This is a genomic window from Streptomyces sp. NPDC007084 (assembly GCF_040703595.1).
In the GTDB taxonomy this organism is placed as follows: Bacteria; Actinomycetota; Actinomycetes; order Streptomycetales; family Streptomycetaceae; genus Streptomyces.
Genome location: NZ_JBEYFY010000005.1, coordinates 191,879 through 205,960 on the forward strand (window position 1 = coordinate 191,879; position 14,082 = coordinate 205,960).

General features: G+C 71.5%; 12 protein-coding genes. 9 read left to right on the plus strand and 3 right to left on the minus strand.

Features of this window, described 5'->3' with window-relative positions; all coding sequences use genetic code 11:
* Window positions 1-80 precede the first annotated feature (80 nt).
* A complete protein-coding gene (locus AB0912_RS07310; protein ID WP_366696977.1) occupies window positions 81-542 on the plus strand; it encodes an SRPBCC family protein in 462 nt (153 codons plus the stop codon).
* 129 nt (window positions 543-671) lie between these two features.
* Window positions 672-1,229 (plus strand): DUF4383 domain-containing protein, encoded by a 558-nt coding sequence (locus tag AB0912_RS07315; RefSeq protein ID WP_366696978.1) that lies wholly within the window; start codon window positions 672-674, stop codon window positions 1,227-1,229.
* Window positions 1,230-1,254: 25 nt separating this feature from the next.
* On the opposite strand, the gene AB0912_RS07320 is transcribed toward AB0912_RS07315, so the two are convergent.
* Entirely contained in the window at window positions 1,255-1,719 is a 465-nt protein-coding gene (locus AB0912_RS07320) for a hypothetical protein (protein ID WP_366696979.1), read from the minus strand.
* A gap of 182 nt (window positions 1,720-1,901) precedes the next feature.
* Here AB0912_RS07320 and AB0912_RS07325 point away from each other — a divergent pair, with 182 nt between their 5' ends.
* On the plus strand, window positions 1,902-2,051 hold the full coding sequence (locus tag AB0912_RS07325; RefSeq protein WP_366696980.1) for a hypothetical protein: 150 nt from the start codon (window positions 1,902-1,904) through the stop codon (window positions 2,049-2,051).
* A gap of 116 nt (window positions 2,052-2,167) precedes the next feature.
* Window positions 2,168-2,569 (plus strand): STAS domain-containing protein, encoded by a 402-nt coding sequence (locus tag AB0912_RS07330; protein WP_366696981.1) that lies wholly within the window; start codon window positions 2,168-2,170, stop codon window positions 2,567-2,569.
* Window positions 2,570-2,804: 235 nt separating this feature from the next.
* Here AB0912_RS07330 and AB0912_RS07335 read toward each other — a convergent pair whose 3' ends face one another.
* On the minus strand, window positions 2,805-3,167 hold the full coding sequence (locus tag AB0912_RS07335; protein WP_366696982.1) for a DUF5133 domain-containing protein: 363 nt from the start codon (window positions 3,165-3,167) through the stop codon (window positions 2,805-2,807).
* A gap of 235 nt (window positions 3,168-3,402) precedes the next feature.
* On the opposite strand from AB0912_RS07335, the gene AB0912_RS07340 reads away from it, so the two are divergent.
* Window positions 3,403-3,972, plus strand: a complete 570-nt coding sequence (locus AB0912_RS07340; RefSeq protein ID WP_366696983.1) for a DNA starvation/stationary phase protection protein — start codon at window positions 3,403-3,405, stop codon at window positions 3,970-3,972.
* A gap of 198 nt (window positions 3,973-4,170) precedes the next feature.
* On the opposite strand, the gene AB0912_RS07345 is transcribed toward AB0912_RS07340, so the two are convergent.
* Window positions 4,171-5,115: a sensor histidine kinase gene (locus AB0912_RS07345; protein ID WP_366696984.1), complete on the minus strand. Its 945-nt coding sequence runs from the start codon at window positions 5,113-5,115 to the stop codon at window positions 4,171-4,173.
* Window positions 5,116-5,530: 415 nt separating this feature from the next.
* Between AB0912_RS07345 and AB0912_RS07350 the strand changes: the two genes are divergently transcribed.
* From AB0912_RS07350 to AB0912_RS07365, 4 genes are all read left to right on the plus strand, one after another.
* Window positions 5,531-6,412, plus strand: a complete 882-nt coding sequence (locus AB0912_RS07350) for an RNA polymerase sigma factor SigF (RefSeq protein ID WP_366696985.1) — start codon at window positions 5,531-5,533, stop codon at window positions 6,410-6,412.
* Between the two features lie 355 nt (window positions 6,413-6,767).
* On the plus strand, window positions 6,768-10,763 hold the full coding sequence (locus AB0912_RS07355; RefSeq protein WP_366696986.1) for a HAMP domain-containing protein: 3,996 nt from the start codon (window positions 6,768-6,770) through the stop codon (window positions 10,761-10,763).
* A 150-nt stretch (window positions 10,764-10,913) separates the two neighbouring features.
* Window positions 10,914-13,313, plus strand: coding sequence for a SpoIIE family protein phosphatase (locus AB0912_RS07360; RefSeq protein ID WP_366697040.1), 2,400 nt, complete (start codon window positions 10,914-10,916; stop codon window positions 13,311-13,313).
* Window positions 13,314-13,631: 318 nt separating this feature from the next.
* The gene (locus AB0912_RS07365; RefSeq protein ID WP_366696987.1) at window positions 13,632-14,057 is read left to right on the plus strand and encodes an SsgA family sporulation/cell division regulator; all 426 of its coding nucleotides are present in this window, start codon (window positions 13,632-13,634) and stop codon (window positions 14,055-14,057) included.
* Window positions 14,058-14,082: the final 25 nt, after the last annotated feature.

Genomic DNA, 14,082 nt, shown 5'->3' on the forward strand with positions numbered 1-14,082 from the left:
GGGCGGTCCCGCCCGGAAGACAGGAGGACTCGCCGTATTCCGTACAACACGCCCTCCGAACGCCGTGCAAGGGAGATCCGATGATCGAGGTCGAGCGCACACTCACGCTGCAGCACGCCCTGCCCGACGTGGTGGCGTATCTCGCGGACTTCGCGCATACGGAGGAGTGGGATCCGGGAACGGTGAGCTGTCGTCCGGTACGGGACGGGGTTCCCGTCGGCAAGGGGACCGAGTGGGAGAACGTGTCGGAGTTCCGTGGGCGGCGCACCGAACTCCGTTACCGGCTGGTGCGGTTCGAGGAGCGGCGGCTGACCTTCGTCGGGCGGAACCGGACGGCCACCTCCACGGACGACATGACCTTCCGGGAAGACGGCGCCGGGACCCGGCTGACCTACCGCGCCCGTATCGAGTTCCGCGGGGTGGCCCGGCTGGCGTCGCCTTTCCTGCGGGGGGAGTTCGAGCGGCTGGGGGACGAGGTGGTCCGGCGGCTGCCGGGAGCGGTCGACCACCACTTCGGCGCCGACGCGCGCCCCGCGAACTGATCCGGCGGCCCCTCCGCGTCCGTGCCCCGGGTGCAACCGTCGAGCCGCCCGCACCGGAACAAAGGGGCAGAACACAGGTAACGGGCATCGCGTGCGTGCCCTTTCCCGGCAGGTGAAGGGAAGAGTGCCATGAAACTTCAGGACGAACTGCCGGTCGACCACCATCTCGGCGCCGTGTACCGCTGGGGTGCCGCCTTCTGCGGTGTGGTGCTGCTCGTCTTCGGCAGCCTCGGCTTCGCCGACCGGCTGAGTCCGTTCAGCACGGACGGGAACACCATCGCGGGCCTGTCGAGCAACGGCGCCCTGAGCCTGATCTCCGTTCTCGTCGGCGCCCTCCTGATCGCCGGCGGCTTCATCGGCGGGAACATCGCCTCCACCCTCAACATGGCGATCGGAACCCTGTTCCTGCTCAGCGGATTCGCGCACGTCTTCATCCTGGACCGGCCGGCCAACATCCTCGGCTTCGGCATGACCAACGTCGTGTTCAGCTTCCTGATGGGGCTGGTGATCCTGACGTTCGGCATGTACGGCCGGGTGTCGAGCAAGCTGCCGCACGACAATCCGTACTGGCAGCTCCGCCACCCCGAGGAGGCCGCGCGGGAGTCCCGGTCCCGGCGCGAGCCGCCCGCGCGGCCCGACGTACGCTCCGACGCGCGAGGGGCGCTCCCCGGAGGCCGTTCCCGGTGAGCGCCCCTCGCGAGAGCCGGTCGCGCTAAGAAGCCGCTCCGGCGGAAGTGCGTACGTCCTCACGGGGCGCCGCGTCCTCCAGCGGGCCCGTGGCACGCCACACGCTCTCGTCGCCCTCGGCCAGTCCGAGTTCGGCCAGCCCCCTCAGGTGGCCGAGCACGGTGGAGCACTGGAAACCGACGGTCGCGCTCAGCTCACCGACCTCGGCTCCGGCGGAACCGGCCTCGGCCAGTCGTTCCCAGGTCCGCACGGCGTGCCGGCTCAGTCCGCTCTCGCTCACCTTCCGCGACACGACGCCGGCCCGTTCACCGGTGCTGTCCTGCCCGGGGATGGGGGCACCGGGCGCGGGAGCCGGGGCGCCGGCCCGCGCCACTTCGGTGGTACGGGGGACGGGCCGCTCCCGCACCGCGCGCGGTGATCTCCTCGGTCCGACCGGACGCGGCGTCATGTTCACCTTGCGGTGCCTACGGCCCTTGCGGTGTCGGCTCATCGATTCCTCATCTCCGCCTCGACGATGCTCACAGCAGGAGAACGAGCGAATCCCGCCAAGGTAGTTCAGCCGTTCGAAGGACAGGCGCCGGGGGGATCCGGCGGCTCCGCGGGGGCCTGAGGCGGGCGTGACGGGGTAAGCGGGTCCACCAGAGCCCGATCCCCCGGAACGGAAGGATGGCCATGGCAGGAATGGTCCAGCGTCTCAAGGAGTTCGCCCGCAGCCCCCAGGGACGGCGTACGGCCGAGCAGATACGGCGCGCCGCGGCCGACCCCCGCCGCCGGGCCCAGGCCCAGCAGCTCATCGGGAAACTGCGCGGCCGCCGGCGCTGATCCCGGCGAGCCGCCGGATCACGAACTTCAGGTCGATCCGACATCAGGGTGCGTCGAATCGGCTGATCGGGGTAGCCGCCCCTCCTACTACCCATGTCCTTATGTAGGAGGCACCCGTGTCCGCAGACCTGGAACCGCTGTCCATCGATGTCACGCTGCCCCGTGAAGACGTCGCCCTGCTGACCGTCGAGGGTTCGCTGGACATCGACACGGCCACGGAATTGCAGCACCACCTGGCGAACCAGTTCCATCACGGACGCCGCCGGTTCCTGCTCGACCTCTCCGCCGTTCCGTTCATGGACTCGTCCGGCATGAACGTGCTGCTGCGCACCTACCAGGAAGCGCGCAAGGTGTCGGGCAGCGTGCACGTCATCGCGCCGACCCCTGCCGTACGACGGATTCTCGACCTCACCGGCGTGAGCCTCACGGTGTCGGTCTCGGAGACCCTTGAAGAGGCACTCGCGCTCGTGGACTCCTGGCAGGAGGAGGAAGCGCGGACGGGAACACCGGCCTCCTGATCCGGGCCGATCTCCCTGTTCGACTACTCGGCTACTCGGCTACTCGGCTACTCGGCTACTCGGCTACTCGGCTACTCGACGTCGTACCCGATACGAGGTGGGGGCGGACCCAGCCGGTCCGCCCCCACCTCGTATCGCTGCCCTCAGACCTCTTGCCGCTGCTCCCATGCCTCCGGGCCGACGCTAGGCCGTGCCCGTCGCCGTGCCCGTCCCGGCAGATACGGGGGCCGGCCCGTCAGATACGGGGGCCGGGCACGCCCGCGCCCTGGCCGGTCAGCTCCCCCGCCCCGGTGTGCGTACGCGCCATCGGCGCCGGGACCGTCGTCATGCCGTTCGTCGCGTGGGCGGCGGCCGGTCCGCCGCTCCCCACCAGCGCGGCCTTGTCGCTGTCCCGCCGGTTGCCGCCCGCCGCGAGCATGGCGTCCGCCGCGTCGACCGCGTCGTGAACGCTGGTCGTCCCCGTCATCACACAGAGGGTGTACGTGACGTCCTCCAGCCGGCGCGCCGTCTCCGGCGCCTCCTTCTCGGCATAGGCGATCTTCAGAGCCGCGTAACGCGTGAGCAGTCTCCGGACAACCTTCGGGTCGGGCACGAGCACGGCGAGGGCTCCTCTCTCGGTTTTCCGACCGTGTGCCCGGTGCGTGCCGGTTCATTCACAACAGCGGCCCCCTACAACCTCTTTGGCCCAACACTTTCCCCGTGGCGGGATCCCGTCGCGCGGACCGCCCGCCGGCCCAGGTGTGACCAGGGGCAACGCGGGCACTCGACGTTCCGGGCGCTCCCCGAGGACTTCTGGGGAACACCCGCGAGAACTTGTGCGGAAGGAAGACGACATGACGAATTCCACGACACCGAAGTACACCGTGCCGGGCATCAGCACGCACGACGGCGGCCGGATCATCGAGGTGCTGAGCAGCCGCCTGCACGCCCTCAACGACCTTTCGCTGACGCTGAAGCACATTCACTGGAACGTGGTGGGCCCGCATTTCATCGCCGTCCACGAGATGCTCGATCCCCAGGTGGACCGCGTCCGTGAGATGGCCGACGACACCGCCGAGCGGATCTCCGCGCTGGGCGGTGTGCCGAAGGGCACGCCGGGCGCGCTCGTAGCCGAGCGGACGTGGGACGACTACAGCGTCGGCCGCGCCGACGCCATCGCCCACCTCGGCGCCCTCGACCTCGTCTACACCGGCATCGTCGAGGACCACCGTGCGGCCGTCGCCGAGGTCGGCAAGATCGACCCGGTGACCGAGGACCTGCTCATCGAACACCTGCGGTCGCTCGAACAGTTCCAGTGGTTCGTCCGCGCGCACCTGGAGAACTCGGGCGGTTCCCTGTCGCAGTCCGGCGCCCACACGGAGGAGGACGCGGCCCGCTCGGCCGAGCGGAGCGCCGGCCGGTAACGGCGGACGCGCATCCGGAAGGACCGGTGCGCAACGCAACGCCGAGACGGCGGCGGAGACTTGGCGGCGGGGCCCGGACCGGGGAGACGGTCCGGGCCCCGCCGCCGCTCGCCCCTCGCCGCTCGGGGATGGCCCGGCACTGCCCGTCGGAGGCAAGCTCGCGCCGGCCGGGGTTGGCCGCTCACCCGCCGGCCGCGCTCAGCAGCGCGCGAGGCAGCTCCGTACGGTCGTCCCGGCCTCCGCCGTGTGGACGCGGACGAGGTCCGAGAGCATGTGGACCAGGAGCAGGCCGCGTCCGCCGAGCTGGTCGGGGCGCACCGGGCGGCGGCCGGCCAGCGGATCGCTCAGCCGTCCCCCGTCCCGGACCTCGCACACGATCTGCTCGCTCTCGGCCCAGATCCGCAGGGTCCCCGCGCCGCCGCCGTGCACGACGCTGTTGGTGGTCAGTTCCGCGACCACGAGGTTGAGGTCCTGGAGGCGGTCCGGGGCCATGCCGCGTTCCCGTGCCTCGCTCATCGCGAAGGCGCGGACGGCGGGGAGGGCATCCGCGTCGAACCGGAAGGCGGCCGCTCCGGGCGGGTGGCGCAGCGGTTCGTTGCAGCGCTCCAGCGCCGCGTCCGGGTCGAAGGCGGGGCTGACGCGCTCGTGGCCTCCGCTGATGACAACGGGGTGTGTGGTGTGCGCGTCGGCGAGCACCTCGGGGGTGAGGGCCTCGGCGTCGTACGGGCAGAGAATCGTTACGTCACGTCCCTCGAAGGCCTGGTTGATGAGGGCCTCGTGCTGGAGGCAGGCCGGGTACTCCGCGGCCGTCCGTCCGTGCCAGACGGGTTCGCCGATGACGCGGACCCGGCCACCCGGGTGGGCGTCGGCGAACTTCCGCAGCACGGTGGGGATGATCCGGCCGGGGTTCCGGCCGTCCCGGGTCATGTCGATCCAGCGGACGCCGTCGCCGAGCGGGCCGAGCGCGCGTCGGATGAGGTCGAGCCGGCGGGCGGGTACGGCCACCGCCACCGGCTCCGCGGACGCTACGCCCTCCGCGACGAAGCGTGTCGTCGCCGCCACGTATTCACGGTCGCCGCGATAGAGGAGGGCCGGGTGGACGAAGGGATCGGCGGCGGGCGAGGCGCCCGGCACCGTCGTCACGCTCCGGCCCCCGCGCTCCGGGCCGTGTGCCGCGCAGGCCGTGCGCCTCTTCGCCGTTTCGGGGCGAAGTCCGTCCCCGCGCAGTCCTGGTGCCGCTCGATGTCCACCGACTCACCTCGCCAACCCCTGTGCGTGGCGGGGTTCCCGGGAGACCCGGCCCCACCGTCCGGCCCGCGCCAAACGGCCGCGCCTGGCCCTCACTTGCCCCGTTTTGCCCGGCGGAACCGTCCGTCACCGCGTTCGGGCGTTGATACGGTCGGAGCGTATCCGGCCGGCCGCCCTCGGGCGGAACACCTCCGGCCGGGAAGCCCGGCGGACGAATCCGAGAAAGTTCTCGATCGGGGGCATGAGCGGTGTGATGCGGGGCAGACGGGCCCTGGCATCAATTCCCTTCGGACGATTTGGGGTGGACGGCATGGCAGCCGTGACGGCAGCGAGGGCAACGGACACGGCGCAGTCGGCGGCGACGACGGTGGAGAGCACCCTTCCGCAGATCGCCGAGCCGCTGAAGGTCAGCCCGAAGGACGCGCGTGAACTGTCCCGCCAGTTCTTCGACCGGCTCACCGTTCTCGAAGAGGGCACGCACGAATACCAGTACGCGCGCAACACCCTCATCGAGATGAACCTCTCCCTCGTCCGGTACGCGGCGGCCCGCTTCCGCAGCCGCAGCCAGGGCGAGATGGAGGACATCGTCCAGGTCGGCACGATCGGCCTCATCAAGGCGATCGACCGGTTCGAGCTGACCCGCGAGGTCGAGTTCACCTCCTTCGCCGTCCCCTACATCGTCGGTGAGATCAAGCGCTTCTTCCGTGACACGAGCTGGGCCGTCCACGTGCCGCGCCGGCTCCAGGAGGCCCGCGTCGAGCTGGCCAAGGCGACGGAGGAACTCCGTACCCGCCTTGGCCGCACGCCCACCACGCGGGAACTGTCCGAGCTGATGTGCCTGTCCGAGGAAGAGGTCATCGAGGCCCGCAAGGCGTCGAACGGCTACAACTCCTCCTCCCTCGACGCCGCGCTCACCGCGGACGGCGGCGCGGACGGCGAGGCCGTCCTCGCCGACTTCCTCGGGGAGGACGACCCGTCGCTGGAGCTGGTCGAGGACTTCAACTCGCTGGCCCCGCTCATCGCCGAGCTGGACGACCGGCAGCGCCGGATCATCCACATGCGGTTCGTCGAGGAGCGCACCCAGGCGCAGATCGGCGAGGAGCTGGGCATCTCGCAGATGCACGTCTCCCGCCTGATCACCCGGATCATCAAGCGACTGCGCACGGGCCTGCTGGACCCCTCGGTCGCCTGACCCGCCCGCTCGGCACAACCCGGTACGACGGTCCCGTCGTTCCCGCCAGGACTCCGGTCCGGCGCGGGGAGGCGGGACCTCTTCGTGAGGGGTCCGGCCGGGGCGGACCGAGAGGGTCCTGTGTATCCCCTTCGCGCGGCCTTAATCCTGCTCTCGGCAACATTTCGCGGCCGCCGGGGAGTTGTCTCTCACGCTTTGTTCAGCACCCGCGTTCTGGGTTAGCCTGCGGCGTATTTCGCCGGCCGGACGACCCGCGATCCGCCGGATATTCCACGGACGGGCCTGGGCCAACGGGGCCCGGCGTGGTTCCGGGTTCCCTGTCACGGGGCTCCGGGGGAGCGGAACGAGGGTGGGTATGACCAGGGCAGCGAGCGGGACGTCCGTACGGACCCCGGGCGAGCAGGAGTTGCGCCAGTTGCTGGCCGGCCTCACCGCCGTACGCGACGGCGACTTCGGCACCCGGCTGCCGGACGACGCCGGGGGTCTGCTCGGCGACATCGCCACCGTGTTCAACGGCATGGTCGACCAGTTGTCGGTGTTCACCTCCGAGGTCACCCGTGTCGCCCGCGAGGTCGGCACCGACGGACGGCTCGGCGGCCAGGCCCAGGTGCCGGGCGTGGGCGGTGTCTGGCGCGACCTCACCGACTCGGTCAACTTCATGGCCGGCAACCTCACCGCGCAGGTGCGCAATGTCGCCCAGGTGACGACGGCCGTGGCCCAGGGCGATCTGTCCCAGAAGATCACCGTGGACGCACGGGGCGAGATCCTCGAACTGAAGAACACCATCAACACGATGGTCGACCAGCTCTCCGCGTTCGCCGACGAGGTCACCCGTGTCGCCCGCGAGGTGGGCACCGACGGACGGCTCGGCGGCCAGGCCGATGTGAAGGGGGTCAAGGGCACCTGGCGCGACCTCACCGACTCGGTCAACTTCATGGCCGGCAACCTCACGGCGCAGGTCCGTTCCATCGCCCAGGTGGCCACCGCCGTGGCGAAGGGCGACCTGTCGCAGAAGATCACGGTGGACGCGCGCGGCGAGATCCTTGAGCTGAAGGAGACCATCAACACGATGGTCGAGCAGCTCTCCGCGTTCGCCGACGAGGTGACCCGCGTCGCCCGCGAGGTCGGCACGGCCGGCAATCTCGGCGGGCAGGCCACCGTGCGGGGGGTGTCCGGCACCTGGAAGGACCTCACCGACAACGTCAACGTGATGGCGTCGAACCTGACCGGCCAGGTCCGTTCCATCGCGCAGGTGGCCACCGCCGTGGCCCGCGGCGACCTGTCGCAGAAGATCACCGTGGAGGCGAAGGGCGAGGTCGCCGCCCTGGCCGACGTCATCAACACCATGGTCGACACGCTGTCCGCGTTCGCCGACGAGGTCACCCGCGTCGCCCGCGAGGTCGGCACCGAGGGCCGGCTCGGCGGCCAGGCGCACGTGCCGAACGTGGCGGGCACCTGGAAGGACCTCACCGACAATGTCAACTCGATGGCCAACAACCTCACCGGGCAGGTGCGCAACATCGCCCTGGTGACGACGGCTGTGGCCAAGGGCGACCTGTCGAAGAAGATCGACGTCGACGCGCGCGGCGAGATCCTCGAACTCAAGACGACCATCAACACGATGGTCGACCAGCTCTCCGCGTTCGCGGCCGAGGTCACCCGGGTGGCACGCGAGGTCGGCAGCGAGGGCCGGCTCGGCGGCCAGGCCGAGGTGGAGGGCGTCTCGGGCACGTGGAAGCGGCTGACCGAGAACGTGAACGAACTCGCCGGCAACCTCACGCGCCAGGTCCGCGCGATCGCCGAGGTCACCAGCGCCGTCGCCGAGGGCGATCTGACCCGGTCCATCACGGTGGAGGCCTCGGGCGAGGTCGCCGACCTGAAGGACAACATCAACTCCATGGTGGAGTCGCTGCGGGAGACCACGCGCGCCAACCAGGAGCAGGACTGGCTCAAGACGAACCTGGCGCGCATCTCCGGCCTGATGCAGGGCTACCGGGACCTGGACGTGGTCGCCGACCTCATCATGGACGAACTCACCCCGCTGGTCGCCGCCCAGTACGGGGCGTTCTACCTCGCCGAGGAGACCGCCAAGGGCACCGAGCTGCGGCTCGTCGGCTCGTACGGCTATCCCGACGAGGACGGGCGGCCCACCCGTATCCCGCTGGGCCGTTCGCTGGTCGGGCAGGCGGCGCGCAGCCGCCGCGCCATCACGGTGGACGACGTGCCGCCGGACTACGTCACCATCTCCTCGGGCCTCGGCCGGACGGTGCCGACCGCTCTCGTGGTGCTGCCCATCGTCGTCGAGGAGCAGGTGCTCGGTGTCATCGAGCTGGCCTCGGTGACCCGGTTCACCCCGGGCCACCGCACCTTCCTGGACCAGCTCATGGAGACCATCGGTGTGAACGTGAGCACCATCGTCGCCAACGCCCGCACCGACGAGCTGCTCGGCGAGTCCCAGCGGCTGACCGCCGAACTCCAGGCCCGGTCCGAGGAGTTGCAGGTGCAGCAGGACGAACTCCAGCGGTCCAACGCGGAGCTGGAGGACAAGGCCTCGCTGCTCGCCACCCAGAACCACGACATCGAGGCGAAGAACCTCCAGATCGAGCAGGCCCGGCAGGAACTGGAGGCGCGGGCACAGCAGTTGTCCCTCGCCTCGAAGTACAAGTCCGAGTTCCTCGCCAACATGAGCCACGAGCTGCGGACCCCGCTCAACAGCCTGCTCATCCTCGCGCAGTTGCTGGCGCAGAACCCCTCGCGCAACCTCACACCCAAGCAGGTCGAGTACGCCGGGATCATCCACTCCGCGGGCTCCGACCTGCTCCAGTTGATCAACGACATCCTCGATCTGTCGAAGGTCGAGGCGGGCAAGATGGACGTCACGCCCGAACGGGTCCCGCTGCGCAGGCTCCTGGAGTACGTCGAGGCCACCTTCCGCCCGATGACCTCGCAGAAGAGCCTCGACTTCACCGTCTCCACGGCTCCCGGAGCCCCGGTCGACCTCCTCACCGACGACTCACGGCTGCGCCAGGTGCTGCGCAACCTGCTGTCGAACGCGGTGAAGTTCACCGAACGCGGACGCGTCGAGCTGCGGATCGAGCCGGCCGCGGACCAGGAGATCCCGCCGGGCGTCCGGCGCGGCGGGACGGTGGCCGCGTTCCGGGTCAAGGACACCGGGATCGGCATCCCCGAGCAGCAGTTGGAGACGATCTTCGGCGCGTTCCAGCAGGCGGACGGCACGACGAGCCGCAAGTACGGCGGGACCGGGCTCGGGCTGTCCATCACCCGGGAGATCGCCCATCTGCTCGGCGGCGCGGTGACCGTCGACAGCGTGCCGGGGCAGGGCAGCACGTTCACGCTCTTCCTGCCCGTCGCCCGCCCCGAGTTCGAGGAACTGCTGTCCGGCGGACGGGGGCCGGAGGGGGCTCGGGACGCGTCGACGCCCGCGGCACCCCGGCGCGCGGTCACCGATCCCGCCGGTCCGGCCCGCTCGCGCCGGCGGCGGCTGCTGGTCGTCGAGGACCGGCCGCGGGGGCTGCTGACACTGGTCGCGGAGAGCGCGGTCGCCGATGTCGCGCGCAGCCGGGACGAGGGCGACGCCCGTGAGTCCGTCGACGTCGTCACGGTCGTGGGGGCGCAGGAGGCGGCGAGCGCGCTGGCCGCCGAGCCCTGGCACTGTGTCGTCCTCGAACTCGGTCTGCCCGGCGGGGAGACGGCCCGGTTCCTCGAGGCCGTCGAGGGCGACTCGGCCCTCGCGACCGTGCCCGTGCTCGTCCACAACGGCAGCCGGGTCGACCTCGCCCAGGAGCGGGCGCTCCAGTCCCGCTCCGGCGCCCGCTCGCTGGAGTTCCTGTCCAGCCTGGACGAGTTGCGCGAGCGCGTCGCCCTGCACCTGTCCGCCGAGCAGCCCGGCGACGTGGTCCCGCTGGTGCGTGCCGAGGAGGCGAGGCGGCAGCCCGCACAGCCGGCCGACGGCGCGCTCCGGGGCCGTACGGTGCTGGTCGTGGACGACGACGCCCGCAACCTCTTCGCGCTCAGCGGCATCCTGGAACTGCACGGCTTCCAGGTGCTGCACGCGGAGAACGGCCGCAAGGGCATCGAGACGCTGCTCGCCCGGCCCGAGATCGCGCTGATCCTGATGGACGTGATGATGCCCGAGATGGACGGGTACACCGCGACCGCCGAGATCCGCAAGATGCCCCGGTACGCCGACCTGCCGATCATCGCGGTGACGGCGAAGGCCATGCCGGGCGACCGGGAGAAGAGCCTGTCGTCGGGGGCCAGCGACCACGTCACCAAGCCGGTGGACACCAACGACCTCATCGCCTGTGTCCGCCGCTGGCTGGGCGAGTGACATGACGCCCCGCACCCCCGGGTGCGGCCGGGCCACGGGAGAACCGCCCGTGCCCGCTCCCCTCCCCCGCGCCTTCGGGCGTCCCCGCCGAGGAGCAACCGCACGGTGAACAGTCCTGAAGCAGCCGGCGCCGGCGTCGACGCCGGCGGTGTGTCCGGCTCCTCGGAGGCAGAACGGGCCGACGGTCCGGCGGACGCCGGGCGGATCTCGCCGGTGGGCCGGCTGGCCGCGACCGTCGAGCGGCTGCGCCGCGAGGTGCGCACGGCCCACCTGGAGGCCGACGGACGCGCGCTGATCGAACTGGCCAAGGGCATCCTGGTCGAACGGCTGAGCTGCGGTCCCGCCCAAGCGGCCCGGCAGCTCGCCGAGTTGGCCGCGCAGGCCAAGGTGCCGCGGATCCAGCTCGCGGTGGAGATCATCAACCAGGCGGCGCGCGACCGGCTTTCGGAGGTCACCAGCACCTTCCTCGCGGTGACGGCGGCCCGCGCTTCCGGGGAGGACGGCCCCGCCGTGCGGCTGCGCGCCGCGGAGAGCGGCGCGCTGGCGGCCAACGACACCCAGGCCGTCGCCGACTCCCTGCTCCAGCACGCGCTGACCCCGCTCGGGGCCGTCGCCGTGGCCATCTGGGCGGCGGACGCGGACGGTTCGCTGTCGCTGGCGGGCAGCGCGGGGTTCCCGGCCGACGAGGCGACCCGCTGGCGTTACGTGCCTCCGGGGGTCGCCACGATGGCGCGCCGCGCGCTCACCGAGCGGTCCACGCAGTGGGTCACCTCGCTGGCGGGCACCGGGCTGCCCTCGATCGGGCACGCGGACCGGCCCGACGGCGGCCGGGTGGCCGTGCCCGCCGGCTCCGGGGGCCGCCTGCACGGCGTACTCGAAATCGTCTGGCCGACGCCGCTGGCACCGCAGCCGCCGCAGGTCGTCCGTCAGGTGGAGGCGCTGGCGGAGCTGTGCTCGCACACGCTGGAGACGCATCTGCCGCCGGGTGAGGACGAGGAGGCGCGGGGGACGGCCGAGGTCGCCGAACTGATCGACCTGGTCGACGGGCTGCACGATCCCGCCCTGGTCCTGGTGCCGCAGCTCGACGGCCACGGGCGTCTCGCGGACTTCCGCATCCGCCATGTGAACAGCCGGTTCCTCGACCCGGCGGGCCGGCCGCGGGGAACCGTCCAGGGCGCGCTGCTGCTGGAGGCCTACCCGATGGCCGCCGGGGACAGCGACCTGTTCCACTGCATCGAGCGGGTGCACGCCACCGGGGAGCCGTTCCGGGCCCGGCGGATGGATCTCACGGCACTGGTCGACCAGGTGCCGCTGTCGGCGGTGGCCGACATCAGTGTGAGCCGGCACGGCAAGACCCTGCTGCTCATCTGGCGGATCGAGGACGAGACGGCGCGGCTGGCGAGCCTGCTCCAGCACGCCCAACGGCTGGGCAGGATCGGCGGGTTCGAGGAGAACCTGCTGACCGCCGAGATCATCTGGAACGACACGCTCTACGACCTGTACGGCCGCTCCCCCGCCGTCGGCCCCGTGCCGCTGGAGGAACTGCCCGCGCACACGCATCCGGACGACGCGGTCACCATCGGCCGCTTCCTGCGCACCGTCCTGCACCACCGGCGCCCGGCGTCGGCGGCGTTCCGGCTGCAACGCCCCGACGGGGTCACCCGGCACATCCGGATGGTCGCCGAGCCGGTGCTCGACGCCGACGGCCGGCTGTTCGTGGTCCGCGGCGCCTACCAGGACATCTCGGCCCAGCACTGGACCGAGGTCGCGCTCGCCGTCACCCGCGACCAGCTCGCGCACACCGAGCAGCGGGCCCACGAACGCAACCGGCTCACCCTCCAGCTCCAGCACGCGATCATGCCGCCGACCCAGGCTCCGCTGCGGGTACCGGGACTCGACGTGGCGGTCCGCTACCGCCCGGCGGAGACCGAGCAGCTCGTCGGCGGCGACTGGTACGACGCCGTCGTCCTGCCCTCCGGTCTGGTTTTGCTGTGCGTCGGCGACGTGGCGGGGCACGGCATAGAGGCGGCGACCAGCATGGTCGTGCTGCGCAACGCGCTGCGCGGACTGGCCGTGACCGGTGCCGGGCCGGGCCAGCTCCTGTCCTGGCTCAACGTCGTGGCGCACCATCTGACCGGCGGCGTCACCGCCACCGCGGTCTGCGGGATCTACGACCCCGGACGCCGCGTGCTGCGCTGGGCGCGGGCCGGGCATCTGCCGCCCGTCCTGGTCCGTGACGCGGACGCCACCCCGCTCCCGCTGCTCAAGGGCATCCTGCTCGGCGCCGTCCCCGAGGCCGCGTTCGAGGAGGACGAGATCCAACTGGCCGTCCACGACACCCTGTTGATGTTCACGGACGGTCTGATCGAGCGGCGGGACCGCTCGGTCGAGGTGTCGCTGCGCCAACTGCTCCAGGCGGCCCGGACGACCTCCCGCACCCTGGACCACCAGCTGGACCGGCTCCTGACGTACAGCAGGTCCGACACGGACGACGACACCTGCATCGTCGGCATCCAGGTGGGCGAGACGGGCCAGGACGCTACTTCGTGACCGGACGGGAATCCGGTCGCGGGCGGTCTTGAGCCGGGACAGAGCGGGCGGTCTTGAGCCGGGGCAGAGCGGGCCTTCTTGAGCCGGGACAGAGGTGCGGCCCCGCCGACAGCCGGGGGGGGTGACTGTCTGCGGGGCCGCGAGGCTTGGGTCCGCCAGGGGGGGTTGGCGTCCTCAAGCTGTCTCAGGATGCGGCTGCCCCGCCCCGCACGACGCATGCACACGGCTTTCCGGACGGCTTTCCCTCGAATGGAGCAGCATGGTGCGGGCGGGACGGGTACTAGGGGGGTCTCCGTCCGTCTTCTCCAGGGGCCTGCCTTGATCACCTCCGTGCGCCGAACGCTCGTCATGCAGCTCGTCACCGAGACCACCGGGCGTCTGCCCGTCACGGCTCATCTCGCGTACCGGGCCGACGACCCGTTCGCCGTCACCGTGACCTTCGGCCACGACGGTCTGGTGCTCGCCCGCTGGCGGCTCGACCGCGAGATGCTCGCCGAGGGGATCGAGCGTCCGGTGGGCGAGGGAGACGTCCGGATCAGCCCGCGGGCCACGGGCGTCTGGCGGGAGGTGCGGCTGGAGTTCTTCGGCGCGCCCTCCCCGGACGGCGACCGGCAGCACGCGATGGTGCTCGGCTGGGCGCCGGCGGTCCTTTCCTTCCTGGACGAGACGCACCGGATCGTGCCTCCCGGCGAGGAGACGGTCGCCCTGGACGGGTTCCTGGCGGAGGTCATCGCCGGGGGCTGACCGGGCTGCCGGGCCCGTACCCGGC

Excerpts from the sequence above, each read along its gene's own strand:
- AB0912_RS07310 (WP_366696977.1), top strand. The coding sequence starts at position 81 with ATGATCGAGGTCGAGCGCACACTCACGCTGCAGCACGCCCTGCCCGAC.
- AB0912_RS07315 (WP_366696978.1), top strand. The coding sequence starts at position 672 with ATGAAACTTCAGGACGAACTGCCGGTCGACCACCATCTCGGCGCCGTG.
- AB0912_RS07320 (WP_366696979.1), bottom strand. The coding sequence starts at position 1,719 with ATGAGCCGACACCGCAAGGGCCGTAGGCACCGCAAGGTGAACATGACG.
- AB0912_RS07325 (WP_366696980.1), top strand. The coding sequence starts at position 1,902 with ATGGCAGGAATGGTCCAGCGTCTCAAGGAGTTCGCCCGCAGCCCCCAG.
- AB0912_RS07340 (WP_366696983.1), top strand. The coding sequence starts at position 3,403 with ATGACGAATTCCACGACACCGAAGTACACCGTGCCGGGCATCAGCACG.
- AB0912_RS07350 (WP_366696985.1), top strand. The coding sequence starts at position 5,531 with ATGGCAGCCGTGACGGCAGCGAGGGCAACGGACACGGCGCAGTCGGCG.
- AB0912_RS07355 (WP_366696986.1), top strand. The coding sequence starts at position 6,768 with ATGACCAGGGCAGCGAGCGGGACGTCCGTACGGACCCCGGGCGAGCAG.